Annotated in this window: 13 protein-coding genes and 1 pseudogene; 6 read left to right on the plus strand and 8 right to left on the minus strand. The window is 67.0% G+C overall.

Annotated elements, in window-relative coordinates; all coding sequences use genetic code 11:
• Window positions 1–174: 174 nt before the first annotated feature.
• A complete protein-coding gene (locus ACFW3F_RS24755; protein ID WP_388062246.1) occupies window positions 175–1308 on the minus strand; it encodes a thiolase family protein in 1134 nt (377 codons plus the stop codon).
• 166 nt (window positions 1309–1474) lie between these two features.
• Window positions 1475–2139: pseudogene (locus tag ACFW3F_RS24760) on the minus strand (MFS transporter); the annotation flags it as partial.
• 309 nt (window positions 2140–2448) lie between these two features.
• On the opposite strand from ACFW3F_RS24760, the gene ACFW3F_RS24765 reads away from it, so the two are divergent.
• Window positions 2449–3186, plus strand: a complete 738-nt coding sequence (locus ACFW3F_RS24765; RefSeq protein WP_388062248.1) for an SDR family oxidoreductase — start codon at window positions 2449–2451, stop codon at window positions 3184–3186.
• A gap of 174 nt (window positions 3187–3360) precedes the next feature.
• Here ACFW3F_RS24765 and ACFW3F_RS24770 read toward each other — a convergent pair whose 3' ends face one another.
• The 3 genes from ACFW3F_RS24770 to ACFW3F_RS24780 form a co-directional block, all read right to left on the minus strand.
• Window positions 3361–3825, minus strand: coding sequence for a hypothetical protein (locus ACFW3F_RS24770; RefSeq protein WP_388062250.1), 465 nt, complete (start codon window positions 3823–3825; stop codon window positions 3361–3363).
• 109 nt (window positions 3826–3934) lie between these two features.
• Complete coding sequence (locus ACFW3F_RS24775) at window positions 3935–4687, minus strand: SDR family oxidoreductase (RefSeq protein WP_388062252.1); 753 nt, start codon at window positions 4685–4687, stop codon at window positions 3935–3937.
• A gap of 15 nt (window positions 4688–4702) precedes the next feature.
• Window positions 4703–5260, minus strand: coding sequence for a hypothetical protein (locus ACFW3F_RS24780; RefSeq protein WP_388062253.1), 558 nt, complete (start codon window positions 5258–5260; stop codon window positions 4703–4705).
• Window positions 5261–5485: 225 nt separating this feature from the next.
• Between ACFW3F_RS24780 and ACFW3F_RS24785 the strand changes: the two genes are divergently transcribed.
• From ACFW3F_RS24785 to ACFW3F_RS24800, 4 genes are all read left to right on the plus strand, one after another.
• Window positions 5486–6679, plus strand: coding sequence for an acyl-CoA dehydrogenase family protein (locus ACFW3F_RS24785; RefSeq protein ID WP_388062255.1), 1194 nt, complete (start codon window positions 5486–5488; stop codon window positions 6677–6679).
• Between the two features lie 60 nt (window positions 6680–6739).
• Window positions 6740–7897: an acyl-CoA dehydrogenase family protein gene (locus ACFW3F_RS24790; RefSeq protein ID WP_388062257.1), complete on the plus strand. Its 1158-nt coding sequence runs from the start codon at window positions 6740–6742 to the stop codon at window positions 7895–7897.
• A gap of 239 nt (window positions 7898–8136) precedes the next feature.
• Entirely contained in the window at window positions 8137–8976 is an 840-nt protein-coding gene (locus tag ACFW3F_RS24795) for an SGNH/GDSL hydrolase family protein (RefSeq protein ID WP_388062259.1), read from the plus strand.
• A 32-nt stretch (window positions 8977–9008) separates the two neighbouring features.
• Window positions 9009–10832: an ABC-F family ATP-binding cassette domain-containing protein gene (locus tag ACFW3F_RS24800; protein ID WP_388062261.1), complete on the plus strand. Its 1824-nt coding sequence runs from the start codon at window positions 9009–9011 to the stop codon at window positions 10830–10832.
• 3 nt (window positions 10833–10835) lie between these two features.
• Here ACFW3F_RS24800 and ACFW3F_RS24805 read toward each other — a convergent pair whose 3' ends face one another.
• Genes ACFW3F_RS24805 through ACFW3F_RS24815 form a run of 3 tightly spaced genes read right to left on the minus strand, consistent with a single transcriptional unit; the run spans window position 10836 to window position 13684 of the window.
• Window positions 10836–11981, minus strand: coding sequence for a lipase family protein (locus tag ACFW3F_RS24805; protein WP_388062263.1), 1146 nt, complete (start codon window positions 11979–11981; stop codon window positions 10836–10838).
• A 17-nt stretch (window positions 11982–11998) separates the two neighbouring features.
• A complete protein-coding gene (locus ACFW3F_RS24810) occupies window positions 11999–12964 on the minus strand; it encodes a 4-(cytidine 5'-diphospho)-2-C-methyl-D-erythritol kinase (protein ID WP_388062265.1) in 966 nt (321 codons plus the stop codon).
• 51 nt (window positions 12965–13015) lie between these two features.
• On the minus strand, window positions 13016–13684 hold the full coding sequence (locus ACFW3F_RS24815; protein WP_388062267.1) for an HAD family hydrolase: 669 nt from the start codon (window positions 13682–13684) through the stop codon (window positions 13016–13018).
• A 140-nt stretch (window positions 13685–13824) separates the two neighbouring features.
• On the opposite strand from ACFW3F_RS24815, the gene ACFW3F_RS24820 reads away from it, so the two are divergent.
• A complete protein-coding gene (locus ACFW3F_RS24820) occupies window positions 13825–14817 on the plus strand; it encodes an LLM class F420-dependent oxidoreductase (RefSeq protein ID WP_388062269.1) in 993 nt (330 codons plus the stop codon).
• Window positions 14818–15004 lie beyond the last annotated feature (187 nt).

Genomic DNA, 15004 nt, shown 5'->3' on the forward strand with positions numbered 1-15004 from the left:
GCAACGTGTCTCACCAGGCCCTTCGAGGCTCGTCGCTTGCGCTCCTCGCACCTCAGGGAGCAGGGGTTATGCGGTTCTTTCGGATTAGGGAGCAGAGCGGTCGTCGCTTGCGCTCCTCGCACCTCAGGGAACACAGGGACCGCCATCGCTCCTCTCACCTCGGGGGCATCACGGTCAGAGCAGTTCGAGAATGGTCGTGTTGGCCATGCCGCCTGCCTCGCACATCGACTGCAGCCCGTAGCGGATGCCGTTGTCGCGCATGTGATGGACGAGGCGGGTCATGAGAATGGCGCCGGAACCGCCCAGCGGATGGCCGACGGCGATCGCACCACCGAGCGGGTTGAGGCGCTCGATGTCGGCACCGGTCTCGGCCTGCCAGGCCAACGGGACCGGCGCGAACGCCTCGTTGATCTCGAAGGCCCCGATGTCGTCGATCGAGAGTCCTGAGCGCTTCAGTGCCTTCGCCGTGGCCGGGATCGGTCCGGTCAGCATGATCACCGGGTCGTCGGCCGCGACCACCGCGGTGTGGATCCGCGCGATCGGCTGCAGGCCATGGGACTTCGCGGTCTCCGCGGACATGATCAGCAGGGCACCCGACCCGTCGGAGATCTGCGAGGAGTTGCCGGCGTGGATGACGCCGTCCGCGCTGAAGGCCGGCTTGAGCTTGGCAAGCGACTCGAGGGTGCCGCCGCGCCGGATTCCCTCGTCACCCGCGAGCACACCCGGGATCGGGGCCAGCTGGGCGTCGAAAGCACCGCGGTCGGCCGCCTGCGCGGCGAGTTCGTGCGATCGCAGCGAATACTCATCGAGTCGGGTGCGATCCAATCCCCATTTCGCGGCGACCATCTCGGCGCCGGCCCCCTGGCTGAACCTGTCCACGCCGTAGCGGTCGAGGACCGTGGGCGGTTGATGCTCGCCGTTCGGCGCGGCGCTGCCCATCGGGACCCGGCTCATCGACTCGACTCCGCCGGCGATGACGACGTCCTGCTGACCCGACACGACAGCCGCGGCCGCCATGCTGACCGCCTGCTGGCTCGACCCGCACGCACGCGTCACGGTGGTTCCGGGAACACTTTCCGGCCAGCCGGCGGCGAGCACGGCCGTTCGCGCGACGTTGCCCGCCTGCTCGGCGGCCTGGCTGACGCAGCCCCAGACGACGTCGTCGACGACGGCTGGATCGATGCCGGTCCGCTCGACGAGCGCCTCGAGTACGTGCGCGGACAGGTCGGCCGGATGGATACCGGACAGGGCGCCGCGGCGGCGGCCGATGGGCGCGCGGACCGCGTCGACGATCACTGCATGACGCATGGGGACTCCTCAGGTCAGGTCAGGGCAGGGGGATGGAGTTGTGTCAGACGTGCACGACGCCGGCGGACGCCGATCGCCCGTTCTGACGAGCCGACCACCGGGGCGCTTGGCAGACAAGTCGATTCACACTCACAGTCGATGAGGCCCTGCCTATGGGACGCGCGCGTCACGGTGTCGCGCCCTCGACGGGCGGGGCGTGGGGACGCAGGCGCGCACGGTCACGCTCGGGGTCGGCGAACACCAGCGCGAGCACGGCACACACCGCCGCGACGAGACCGAGTACCTGGAACGCGGTGGCGTACCCCTCGGCCGGCGTGGCGGCCGCATCGACGATGACACCCGTCGCAAACGGCGCGACAAGACCGCCGATCGCCATGATCGCCAGGAAGACACCCAGGGTGCCTGCGGTCTGCCGCGGCGGGCAGATCTCGGCGACCGCCGCGTTGAACAGCGGGAACACCGTGGCCGCGAAGCCGTACCCGATCGACAGGTTCGCGACCGCGACGATCGGGATGCCGACCGAGGGCAGCAGGAACAGCAGGACGCCGGAGACGAGGACCCCGACCGACGGCACGACGATGCACAGCATCCGCGAGGTCGCGCCCTCGAGATCATCCGGTCACTCGTGATCGAACTCAGCACCATCAGGATCAGGCCGACGATCGAGGGGAACGCGAACATCGATCCGGACTGCAGGCGGCTGTAACCCAGCCCCTCTTCGAAGTACGACGGCAACCAGGTCAGCACGACACCGACCAATGCGTGGACGCTCATCACCACCAGCGCGCCGGTGACGAAGGTGCGGGAGCGGAAGATCGAGATCCACGGCGTCGTCCTGTTGACGGCACCAACCGTGTGCCGAACCCGTGGTGGAGGCAGTTGATGGACGATCTGAGACGCAGCGTGCTCGAAGGGCAGGTCGACGTGTCCGCGGTCGACGAGGTGTCCCGGCGGCTACCTCCAGCCATTCCGCCGTATGTGGTGGCGATCAGTTGCAGAGTACGGTCGGTCCGCCGGGGACGTGGAGTGCACGGACGTGGTTGTGTTCTGCGGTAAGCAGATCGAACCTCACATTGGGAGCGTTCGCGTCGTCACTCATGTAGAGGGTGGAAACGCCACCCACGTGAAGGAGCTAGCGAAGTGAAAGTTCTCATTGCCGGTGGACGAGGTCGAGTCGGATCAAAGGTTGCAGATCTTCTCGAGTCGCGCGGCGTGGAGGTTGTGTCCGGCGGCCTGGATGACGGGGTCGACTACATCGAGGGCACGAGAGTGGCTGAGGTTCTGGAGGGCGTGGACACCATCATCAATGTCCTCAACACCAATCGTTTCGACGAAGAAGGCGCGGTCAGCTTCTTCGACGGTACGACCCGCGCGCTGACGGCCGCCGGCGAGGAGGCAGGTGCGAGGCACCACATCCTGCTGTCCATCGTGGGCGTCGGCGACGAAGACGGGTCGGACATCGGCTACTACCTGGGAAAGGTGGCGCAAGAGCGGGCGCTCAAGGCGGGTTCGATTCCCTACACCATTGTTCGCTCGACGCAGTTCCAGGGTTACGTTCCCGTGCTGGCCGACCAGCACACGGTGGACGGCAAGGTTCTCGCACCGCGGGATCTGATCCAGCCGGTAGAGCTCGATGAACTCACTGCTTTGTTGGTCGAGGTCACGCTGTCCGGCGGCCCCCTCGGCGAAGTCGAGATCGCCGGGCCCGAGCGGTTCCACATGGACGACCTGCTCCGCGGCACGCTCGCAGCCACCGGCGACCCCAGAGACGTCGTCACGGTAGAAAGCCGTGGCGCTGAAGACGCGCTGGTGCCTCGCGGCGAGTACCGCGTGGGAAAGACTCTGTACCCGATCCGCGACATCCCCCTCGCGAGCTAACCCATTCCGCCCGCCAGGCGCGACCTGATCTCGAGTCAAAGAGCCTCACCTCCCACGATCTATGAGCGTGGGAGGTGAGGCTCTTTTCGGCATCTGCCACTCCTCGAGAACGTGGCCGTCAGGTCAGCTGCCGCTATGGGTGCCCAGCGCCGCCCGATGCGCCAGGTGTATCCATCACGCAGGGCGAGGACTGCGCCGTGGCGGGATGAAGAGGCCGACGCCAAGTAGGACAGCGAAGCCGAGAACGATGACCTGGCTGATCTGGTCCGATACGGACATGTGGCTGAGATGCGTCACGTGATAGAGGAAGTGGAGCACCCCGAACGTGGTCCATGCGATACCGAGGAGCCGGTAGCCGATCTGGGAGTGCCAGAACAGGCCGAAGACGCTCGCCAGCCCAAGTGCGAGGTACTGGGCGCCGTGGTCGCGGATCAGGTGCTCGTTGTACGGCCCGTCTTGCGAGATCCACTCCCCCAGGACTGCCGGGAAGTGATCGTAAAACTGCTCCGGGAGGAAGTATGCCCATGTGCCGACGACGGCAGCGATGACGATGGAGCCGATGAGAGCAGCTAACTGGATTCCGCCAACGCGTCGGTCATCGCTCGCAGTATCACCGGGAAGGTGGGCGCGGTTACTCATGAAAAATCCGTTCTCGACGCCGCGCGTCGGTAGACCATGTGGGAAGAGGTGGTGACGCACGTCTGTACGTGCTCGGCGCCGTTGGCACGAGGAAGACGAGCCCGGCGGACTACTTGGCGTGATGCCCGGTGCGCAGCCACTCGTCAAACGTCGTGCGCGCAATCGTCTTCGAGGTGCCGCCGCGGAGCTCGCCGGAAGCCAGACCTCGTCCGTAAGCGCCAGGGAAACGCAACTCCAGCACACGGCGTCGCGTTCCGTCGTGCGCGTACATCCGGCGAACCATGTCGGCCAAGGACTCGTCCCGAGGACCGAGCAGATCAATTGCCCGACCAGTGGGTTCGTTCTCGGCGACAGCAATGAGGTGTTCGCCGACCTCCTCGGCGGCAACGGGCCGGGTAAGAGTTTTCGGAATCAGGGTCAGCGCGCCCATGGTGGTCTGCGCGACGATCTGCTCAGCGAACTCGTGGAACTGGCCGGTACGAGCGATGGTGTGGGGCACATCGGATGCGGCAACAAGACGTTCCTGAGCGAGCTTTCCGGCGTAGTACGACGTGTCGATATTGTCGATCCCCACGATCGACAACGCCACATGGTGCGGCGTTCCCGCACGCTTCTCCGCGCTCAGCAACTGCCGCGACGCCGACTCGAAGAACTCGACCGCCTTTTTGGTCGACAGGGTGGTCGCGTTGAGCACATCGACGACCGCATCCGCCCCTGCGATGGCTTTGTCGATGCCATTGCCCTGAAGAACATCTACGCCGTTGCTGCGTGTCAAGAGAACCACCTCGTGACCGCGACGACGCGCCGCCTGCACAACGTACCGTCCCACGGTGCCGGTTCCACCCGCGACTGCAATCTTCATCTTCAACTCCCTTTCTCAGCGCAGCAGGAACCTCCCGCAGCGCGAGCGGCTCGATGCCCTCATGTACTTGACGGCACAGGCCCGGTGAACGTGAGGCTCACTCGGTGATCTGATCGGGGGGGTCACCCACTCGCCGAGCTTGCGAGGGTCCAGCACAAGCCAAACGTCGGTGATCTGCTCCCCCTCAACGTGGAATCTGGCAATGCCGAAAAGTCGTCCGCCCAGAGTCAAGGCGTATCCCAAGCCGTCCGCGGTCTGCATGACACTCATGAGGAAACGCGCAACGCGATCGGTTCCCGTGACGACGTTGGGGGCGACGCTCACCACTTCCACCACACCAACAGCGGCGTCTGAGGCTGTTCCCGTGCCGCGGAAGAGGTCGGATGGGATCAGTTCCGGCAGCCACTGTCCGATCTGCTTCTCGCGACGAGCTCTGGCTGAACTGAGCACGTCGAGTGCAATTCGGCTGGCGGCTCGGGTCAGCCAGGCTGCAGGACTGCGGATCTCGCCGCGTTCCTGTTCTGTCAGCCGGTACAGCGGGGTGATGGTCCCATGCACCCAGCCGGGATTCACCGCGCGGCCCCAGCTTGCGACCCCCCGGAGTGCTATCGCACGCTCAGCGATGGTGCGATCGGGGCCTCTCGTTTCATTGGCTCGCGCTATCGCACCCTTAGTTCACGTCGACTACTTCGCCGCCGCCGGGCGGTGCATGCTGTGAGACGGACATCCCGCCGAGGCGCACGCCCGCCCGCCCGCGGTCGCACGCAGCCCCCACAGACTCGGAGACACCTCACCGCCATGACCCGCCTCGCGCAGACAATGGGCCTCACCGAGATCCAGACGGAGATCCTGTCCAACGTCCGGTCGTTCGTCGACAAGCAGATCATTCCGAACGCGCAGGAACTCGAGCACGCCGATGAGTATCCGCAGGCCATCGTCGACGGCATGATCGACATGGGCCTCTTCGGTCTGATGATCCCCGAGGAGTACGGCGGGCTCGGTGAATCGCTGCTGACCTACGCGCTGTGCGTCGAGGAGCTCGCCAGGGGCTGGATGAGCGTCTCCGGTGTGATCAACACCCACTTCATCGTGGCCTACATGATCCGTCAGCACGGAACCGACGACCAGAAACGGCGGTTCCTCCCGCGCATGGCGACCGGCGAGGTGCGCGGCGCGTTCTCGATGTCCGAACCGGAACTGGGTTCGGACGTCGCGGCGATCAAGACGATCGCGAAACGCGATGGAGCCGACGGGTACGTCGTCAACGGACAGAAGATGTGGCTGACCAACGGCGGCAGTTCGACGCTCGTGGCCGCGCTCGTGCGCACCGAGGAGGGTCACGAGAAGCCTCATCGGAACCTCACGACGTTCTTGGTGGAGAAGCCCGCCGGCTTCGGTGAGGTGCTGCCCGGTGTGACGATCCCGCGCAAGCTGGACAAGATGGGTTACAAGGGCATCGACACCACCGAGCTGATCTTCGACGGCTACCGTGCGCCCGCGTCCGACATCCTGGGCGGCGAGCCTGGCCGCGGGTTCGCGCACATGATGGACGGGGTCGAGGTCGGACGCGTCAACGTGTCGGCGCGTGCCTGCGGAATCGCCCAGCGCGCATTCGAACTCGGCGTGAAGTACGCCCAGCAGCGGTCCACCTTCGGCAAACCCATCGCCGAGCATCAGGCTGTCGCGTTCTCGCTGGCCGAGATGGCGACGAAAGTCGAAGCCGCGCACCTGATGATGGTCAATGCGGCACGGTTGAAAGACTCGGGCGAGCGCAACGACGTCGCCGCCGGGATGGCCAAGTACCTCTGCAGCGAGTACTGCGCCGAGGTCACCCAGGCCAGCTTCCGCATCCACGGTGGCTACGGCTATTCCAAGGAATTCGAGATCGAGCGGTTGATGCGCGACGCGCCGTTCCTGCTGATCGGCGAGGGCACCAGCGAAATCCAGAAACAGATCATCTCCCGCGGGCTCCTGCGCGAGTATCGGGAGTGATGACCGCCGCAGAGATGCTTGCCGTCAGACCCGTCCGCCCACAACAGTTTCGAGGACCGCATGCAGCGCCGCATCTTCACCGAGGACCACGAGTCCTTCCGCAAGACCATCCGCGATTTCATCGCCAAGGAGGTCGCGCCCGTCTATCACGACTGGGAGAAGCAGGGTCACCCGCCGCGTGAGTTCTACAACCGACTCGGCGACCTCGGGGTGCTGGGCATCGAGGCTCCCGAGGAGTTCGGCGGCGGCGGTGTCTCCGACTTCACCTATTCGATGGTGATCGCCGAGGAGACCTCGGCGGCGGGTGTCACCTTCGGCAGCTACTCGGTGCACTCGAATCTGATCCTGCCCTACCTCGTCGAGTACGCCACCGACGAGCAGAAGCAGCGCTGGTTGCCCGGATTCTGTTCCGGCGAAATCATGTTCGCCATCGCGATGACCGAACCCGGCACCGGATCGGACCTCGCCAACATCGCGACCACCGCGAAGCTGTCCGAGGACGGTTCGCACTACGTACTCGACGGCGCGAAGACGTTCATCACCGGTGGCGCACTGGCCGATCGCATCCTGGTCGTCGCCCGGACCGCGCCGTTCGACGAGTCGAATCGTCGGGCGGGCCTGTCGATCCTGGTCGTCGACACCACGTCCGAGGGCTTCGCGGTGGGACGCAAGATCGAGAAGATCGGTCTCAAGGCCTCCGACACCGCCGAGCTCTCGTTCAGTTCGGTGAGGGTTCCCGTGGAGGATCGGCTCGGCGAGGAGGGTGCGGGCTTCTCGTACCTGGCGCACAACCTCGCACAGGAACGGCTGACCATCGCCATCGGGGCGTCGGCCACCGCCGCGGCAGCCGTCCAGCATGCGATCGCCTACACCAAGGAGCGCGACGTCTTCGGCAAACCCGTCGCCGCGTTCCAGAACACCAAGTTCGTGCTCGCCGAGTGCTCCGCCGAGGTGGAGGCCATCAGACAATTCGTCGACCGCGCACTCGAACTCCACAACGAGGGCGAGCTCACCGTCCCGGACGCGGCCCGCGCGAAACTGTTCGCCACCGAGACCGCAGGCAAGGTCATCGACAAGTGCCTGCAATTACACGGCGGGTACGGCTACGTCCTGGAGTACCCGATCGCCCGGTTGTACGCCGACACCCGCGTCACCCGCATCTACGGCGGCACCAGCGAGGTCATGAAAACGATCATCGCCAAGGACCTCGGTCTGTAGATCTTCCGGAGTGCGGGATCCGTACCGGTTTCCGGGACAGATCCCGCACTTTGCGAGCTGGTTCTCGCATCCGCGGTAACAGGCGACCGACGCATACCGACAACTCCGGGGAACGCTCAGTCCGATCCGGTTCCCCGTCCGACCGGTCGTGCCTTAAGATTCCCTGAGCAATCGGCGGGTAGTGGAAGTGGTGTGCGTTGGTGGGGTTTGTCCGGGGCGGGGTCCGAACTTTGGCGACGGTGTTCATCACCGCGTTCGTCGTATCGCTGATGGCGGCAGTGGCCGCGCCCGCGCACGCGGCCCCGGCGCGCTACACCGGTGGCACATACGTGGCGCTGGGTGATTCGCGTGCGTCCGGCAGCTTCTACACCCCGACGCCCGCCTACTTCGCCGGGTGCAAGCGGTCGGCGTTCAACTACCCGACCCTCGTCGCCGGGGCCACCTTTCCGCGACGCTTCATCGACGCCTCGTGTGCGGGCGCGCAGTCGGCGCACCTGCACCAGGCCCCGCAGCACACCACCGGTGGCACTAAACCGATTCAGCTGCACCTGGTTCCGCGCAACACGCAACTGATCACCGTGAGCATCGGTGGCAACGACATGCGATGGAACGCAATCCTCGACCAGTGCCGGACCCCGGCGTTCACCGACCGGCGCTGCCGCCACAACCGCGCCCTCGAGAACGAGGTCCGGTGGCGGATCGACATGATGGAGAACCGGGTCACCCCGGCGTTGCGTGCGATCCGCAAGAAGGCACCGAACGCCCAGATCATCGTCGTCGGCCTCGGTGGCTTCATCGGTTTCAGTGGTTGCTGGCCGCTCGTTCCGCTGAGTGACCCCGACGCCCGGTGGATGCGCGAGGTCTTCAACCGCGCCAACGGCGCGCTCTGGCGGGCCTCGATCAAGATCGGTGGCACGTTCATCGACGCCAACCGGCGATCGGTGGGTCACGATGCGTGCAACCTGATCAACCCCTGGTACGAGAGCTCGCTGTCGAATCGCATCGCACTTCCCTTCCACGTCAACCAGGCCGGCGCCGTCGCCTTCGCCGCCATGATCAACGGGGCCATCCGCCGGTAGCCCGACACCGGCCACCCACTAGCGTTTGTCGGGTGGCTCATCTACTCGGCGCGGAAACCCTAGGCCTGGAATACCCGACCACCAAGGTCTTCGAGTCGGTTTCGCTCGGCGTCAACGAGGGCGACCGCATCGGCATCGTCGGCCGCAACGGCGACGGCAAGTCGAGCCTGCTGGCGATGCTCGCCGGGCGGTTGCGACCCGACTCGGGTCGTGTGACCGTCCGCGGCGGGGTCCGTGTCGGCGTCCTCGACCAGGTGGACGTCTTCCACGACGACGAGACCGTCGGGCATGCGGTCGTCGGCGACCGCCCCGACCACGAATGGGCGGGCGACGCGAAGGTCCGCGACGTGATCGGCGGCCTGCTCGGCGACGTCGAGTGGACGGCGCCCACCAGTTCGCTGTCGGGTGGTCAGCGACGCCGTGTGTCCCTAGCACGCCTACTGGCCGGTGAGCACGACGTCCTCGCGCTGGACGAGCCGACCAACCACCTCGATGTCGAGGCCATCACCTGGCTCGCCGAGCACCTCAAGCGCCGCTGGCCGGCCAACGCCGGCGGGTTGATGGTCGTCACCCACGATCGATGGTTCCTCGACGAGGTCTGCACCGTCACCTGGGAGGTCCACGACCGCATCGTCGAACCATTCGAGGGTGGCTATGCCGCCTACATCCTGCAGCGCGTCGAACGTGACCGGCAGGCCGCGACGATCGAGGCACGCAGGCAGAACCTCGCTCGCAAGGAACTCGCCTGGCTGCGTCGCGGCGCCCCCGCGCGCACATCCAAACCGAAGTTCCGGATCGACGCGGCCAACGCGCTGATCGCCGACGTACCACCTGTTCGCGACACCGTCGCCCTGCAGTCGCTGGCCACCGCACGCCTGGGCAAGGACGTGGTCGACCTGCTCGACGTGTCGGTGTCCTACGGCGACCGCACAGTCCTCGACGGCGTGGAATGGCGCCTCGCCCCCGGCGAGCGGACCGGCATCCTCGGCGTCAACGGTGCGGGCAAGTCGACGCTTCTCGGTCTGATCGCCGGGACCGTCGACGCGACCGGTGGACGGGTCAAGCGCGGCAAGACCGTCAAGGTCGCGACCCTGACCCAGCGGCTCGACGACCTCGACCGGTACCTCGACGCTCCCGTCCGCGTGGTCATCACCGAACTGCAGACCACCTACACCTTCGGCGCCGGGTCGAAGGCGCAGGAGCTGTCACCGTCGCAACTGCTCGAACGGCTCGGCTTCGACAGTGCACAGCTCTCCACCCCGGTCCGCGACCTGTCCGGTGGGCAGAAGCGCCGACTGCAACTGCTGCTGATCCTGCTCGACGCGCCGAACGTGCTGATCCTCGACGAGCCGACCAACGACCTCGACACCGACATGCTCGCCGCGCTCGAGGACCTGCTCGATTCCTGGCCCGGCACACTGATCGTGGTCTCGCACGACCGGTACTTCCTCGAACGGGTCACTGATCAGCAGTTCGCCGTCCTCGACGGCAAGTTGCGACACCTGCCCAACGGGGTCGACGAATTCCTGAAACTCCGGGCGGCGCAATCGAAGGCGGCAGCATCGGGATCGGGTTCCGGCGGTTCGGGTTCCGGTGGTTCAGCGCCGGGGGCCGGCGGGTCGGGTTCGGCCCTCAGTGGCGCCGAACTGCGCGCGGCCAACAAGGAGCTGGCCTCGCTGGAGCGTCGAATCGACAAGCTGCACACCAAGATCGACACCGCTCGGGCCGCACTGGCCGACCATGATCAGTCCGACTACCAGGGTCTCGCCGCGGAGACGGAGAGCATCCGGGCCATGGAGACCGAGCTGGCCGAGGTCGAGGAACGCTGGATGGAACTCGGCGAAGCCCTCGAGTGATCGCTACCGGCCGAACGACTCCCGGATCGCGGCCAGTACGTCGGGCAGCGACTCGTCGACGACACTGCTGTGATCGGCGCGCGCATAGGTCTTGAGGTCCACATCCGTGCCGGCGTCGCGCATCGCGGACCGCAGGGAACGGCTGAGCGGATAGGGCAGCACCGGATCGAGAATCCCATGTGCGAGGGTCACTTTCGCCGGATATCCGGACGCGGGCACCTCCGCGTACTCGCGCAGGGCGTTCCGGAACCCCTCCTCGGCGGTGAACGACGACGCGACGAGTGAACCCGGCGACACCGACCGCAGTGCGTCCACGAGATCGCCGTTGCACTGGGCACGCGCGCGATCGAGGAAGCGCTTGCCGTCGGAGGTGAGGTAGTCGGCAACGCCGAGCTCCGGGCGGGCGTGATCGAGGCCGGCGAGAGTGAACAGGAACGGCGCACTCAGGACGTTGAGCGCTCCGAGACCCGGGACGCGGGGACCGAACAGTCCGAACAGGTTCTCCAGCGACGAGACCGGGGCGATCGCGACGATGCCCGCCACCGGCAGTTCGGGTGCGTGGTCGGCAGCGAGGCGACCCGCCTGCAGCGCGGCGTGCCCGCCCTGTGAATGACCGGTGGACACCCACCGCGACCCGAGCGACGGGTCGACCGACCGCGCCGCACGGATCATGTCGAGCACCGAGTAGGCGGCCGCCCGACCGCCGAGGTACTCCGTCTCCCCCGCCGACCCGAGACCGGCGTAATCGGTTGCGGTCACCGCATAACCGGCGTCGAGCGCCGCTCGTACCGGGGCCTCGACGCCGTCGCCGAGGCGATGCAGAGTCGGCGCGCATTCGTCGGCCAGCCCCACCGTCCCGTGCGCCCAGGAGACGATCGGCCACCCACCGGCAGGCGGGGAGCCCTTCGGCACCCAGTACACGCCGCTCGACATCGCCGGACGGCCGTTCTGATCGCGCGTCGCATAGGTGATCCGGGTACCCGACCCGGCAGCCGACGGAAGCTCGTCGTCGGCGACCTCGGTGGTGGTGAACACGAACCCGTCGGCGGGTGCGGCGGCGCCGGCGGGCCCGGCCGACGCGACGGCACCGAGCCAGAACAGCAGTGCGACGACGGTCGACGCAACGACTGTGGTGGGTCTGGGGAGCATCAGTCAACCGTAGGCGATCAGTTCCGGGCGTCGGCTCCCAGGATTCGGGTGCCCGGCGCCGGTCCCACCGCGGTGCGGACCGAGCGGGTGACTCCGGCGCCGGACAGTTCTGCGGCGACGTTCACCGCACTGGTCTCGTCAGCGCACAGAAAGGCGCACGTCGGACCAGAGCCCGACACGATGCCGCCCAACGCCCCGGCGTCGATCCCGGCGCGCAGTGTGCGGCGCAGGGTGGGCTGCAACGAGAGCGCCGCCGGCTGTAGATCGTTGTGCAGCAAGGGCGCGACCGCGCGCGGGTCGCCCGAGGCCAGCGCCTGCATGAGCTCGTCCGGTCGGCGGAGGAGGTCTCGCTCGTCGTCGGCGGCGCACTCCCCGGAGCGACTGTCCCGCAAGCGATCCAGCTCACGATAGACCGCCGGCGTGGACAACCCCTCGCGCGCGAGTGCGAGTACCCAGTGGAACTCGCCGCGGGAGAGGACCTGCATCAGCCGCTCGCCGCGTCCGGTGCCGAGCGCGGTGTTGCCGTGCAGCGCGAACGGGACGTCGCTGCCCAGATCTGCGGCGATCGCGGCGAGGTCGTCCCGACCGATGTCGAGCTTCCACAACGCGGCGAGCGCGACCAGCGCACCCGCGGCGTCGGCGCTGCCACCGGCCATGCCGCCGGCCACCGGGATCGTCTTGTCGATGTCGATGGTGACCTTGCCGGACCGGTCCGCCCAGTCGGCCAGTGCCAGCGCCGCACGGACCGCGAGGTTGGATGCGTCGACCGGGACCGACCCGGCGCCTTCACCGCGGACGGTGACTGCCATCTCGTTGGCGCGGGCCACCCTGATGTCGTCGTGCAGGGACAGCGCCTGGAAGACGGTGACCAGGTCGTGGTAGCCGTCATCGCGGCACGGACCCACCCCGAGGTGCAGATTGACCTTCGACGGAGCCCGTGCGGTGACGGAGTCCGACACCACCGACAGCGACGTTCGCGACACAGTGAATCAGACTAGCGTCCGTGGTCGGCCCCTTCCCACCAACGGCGTCGCTCAGGGGCGCCAGCCGCGGTCGACGAGTTCACCGACGTGCTCGACGACCAGCACCGCACCGGCATCGCGCAACTCCCCCTCGGCGAACCCGCCGGATCGCACCGCCACACATCCGGCCGGCAGTCGGTGCGCCGACGCCACGTCCCACACCGTGTCCCCGACGACAACGGCCTTTCCGCCGCCCGCTTCCTCGAGGGCAACCGACAAGATGTCCGGGGCCGGTTTCGACGAGTCCGCGTCGTCCGAGGTGGTCACGGCCGCGAAATCGTTCCGCGACAATCCCATCGACCCCAGTGCCGCGTCGGTGAACTCCGACTTCCCCGACGACGCGAGCGCCACGCGGTATCCGTCGTCGAGCAACACGCGGACCAGGTCGGCCGCGCCCGGCAGCGGCCGGACATCGGGCAGCAGGTCGCGGTAGGCCCGTTCCCACTCCTCCCGGAGGGTGTCGCCGAGCGATCGCTCCACGTCGTTGTCGAAGATCTCGCCGACCAGACGATCACCGCCCATGCCGATCGCCCGGTGTACCCGCCACCACTGGGTGGTCAGGTCGTGGCCCCCGAAGGCCCGCATCCACGCCAACGCGTGGAGGTAGGTCGAGTCGACGAGGGTACCGTCGACATCGAGAAGCACGGTGTCGATCGACCCATCCGCTTTCTGGTCAGGCATCTGCGCCTCGTTTCCGGGGTCGAGAACCGCGCCCCGTCGTCGAACGTCCGCTGTCCGGGCACCACCGTCTCGAGCGTCCCGGTGCGGACCTACGACTCCACGCCTACACCGAAGCGACCGATCTCGCAGAGGAGAACCCCATGGCAACCCGATTCGGCTACACCCTGATGACCGAACAGGCCGGTCCGAAAGAGCTGGTGCGGTACGCGGTCGACGCCGAGAACGCCGGTTTCGATTTCGAGGTGTCGAGTGATCACTACTTCCCGTGGCTCTCGTCCCAGGGCCACGCCCCGTACGCGTGGACGGTCCTGGGGGCCGTGGCCCACGCGACCGAGCGGGTCGACCTGATGACCTACGTGACCTGCCCGACGATTCGCTATCACCCGGCGATTGTCGCGCAGAAGGCAGCAACGCTGCAGATCCTCGCCGACGGTCGCTTCACTCTCGGTCTGGGCTCGGGCGAGAACCTGAACGAACACGTCGTCGGCGAGGGCTGGCCGTCGGTCGCCGACCGCCAGGACATGCTCGCCGAGGCGATCGAGATCATCCGCAAATTGCACACCGGCGACCTCGTCGACTTCCGTGGCGAGTTCTTCCAGGTGGATGCCGCCCGGATCTGGGATGTGCCCGAGCAGCCGGTTCCCATCGGCGTCGCGGTGGCCGGCCACGCGGGTATCGAGACGTTCGGCCCGCTCGCCGACCACCTGATCGCCGTCGAGCCCAATGCCGACTTCATCAAGACCTGGAATGCGAACTCATCGACCACGACGATCGACGGCACGAGTGGACGTGCGATCGGGCAGATCCCCATCAGCTGGGATCCCGACCGCGACAAGGCGATAGCGCGCGCCCACGACCAGTTCCGGTGGTTCGCCGGCGGTTGGGATGTCAACGCCGACCTGCGCACCACCGCGGGATTCGCCGCCGCGACGCAGTTCGTCACGCCGGACGACGTCGCCGACAACATTCCCTGTGGCCCCGACCTCGACCAGATCGTCGAGGCCGTGAAACCCTTCTGGGAGGCGGGTTTCACCGACGTCGCGCTCGTCCAGATCGGCGGCGACACCCAGGACGCGTTCCTGCGCGACGCCGCCCCCGAACTACTGGAGAAACTGAGAGCCGTGTCGAGCTGAGTCCCGAGCGCACTTGGATCGATCATCCAGTGCTGCAACCGAAAAGCGCCCCTGGAAACCGCCCCTGAGCGGGCCGCGAATGACGATGAGTAGGGCGGATTCAACCGGTCGCTGCAACAGCGGGATCGGTTGGCCCTGAGCGTAGTAGTTCGTCGAGTTTGTAGGCGGGACTTCGAAAGCCGTGTCG

It is taken from the genome of Gordonia sp. NPDC058843 (assembly GCF_042743165.1).
Taxonomy (GTDB): Bacteria; Actinomycetota; Actinomycetes; order Mycobacteriales; family Mycobacteriaceae; genus Gordonia.

What these genes read in the sequence shown, in the direction of transcription:
- ACFW3F_RS24755 (WP_388062246.1), bottom strand. Translation starts at nt 1,308, where the DNA reads ATGCGTCATGCAGTGATCGTCGACGCGGTCCGCGCGCCCATCGGCCGC.
- ACFW3F_RS24770 (WP_388062250.1), bottom strand. Translation starts at nt 3,825, where the DNA reads ATGAGTAACCGCGCCCACCTTCCCGGTGATACTGCGAGCGATGACCGA.
- ACFW3F_RS24775 (WP_388062252.1), bottom strand. Translation starts at nt 4,687, where the DNA reads ATGAAGATTGCAGTCGCGGGTGGAACCGGCACCGTGGGACGGTACGTT.
- ACFW3F_RS24785 (WP_388062255.1), top strand. Translation starts at nt 5,486, where the DNA reads ATGACCCGCCTCGCGCAGACAATGGGCCTCACCGAGATCCAGACGGAG.
- ACFW3F_RS24790 (WP_388062257.1), top strand. Translation starts at nt 6,740, where the DNA reads ATGCAGCGCCGCATCTTCACCGAGGACCACGAGTCCTTCCGCAAGACC.
- ACFW3F_RS24805 (WP_388062263.1), bottom strand. Translation starts at nt 11,981, where the DNA reads ATGCTCCCCAGACCCACCACAGTCGTTGCGTCGACCGTCGTCGCACTG.
- ACFW3F_RS24815 (WP_388062267.1), bottom strand. Translation starts at nt 13,684, where the DNA reads ATGCCTGACCAGAAAGCGGATGGGTCGATCGACACCGTGCTTCTCGAT.
- ACFW3F_RS24820 (WP_388062269.1), top strand. Translation starts at nt 13,825, where the DNA reads ATGGCAACCCGATTCGGCTACACCCTGATGACCGAACAGGCCGGTCCG.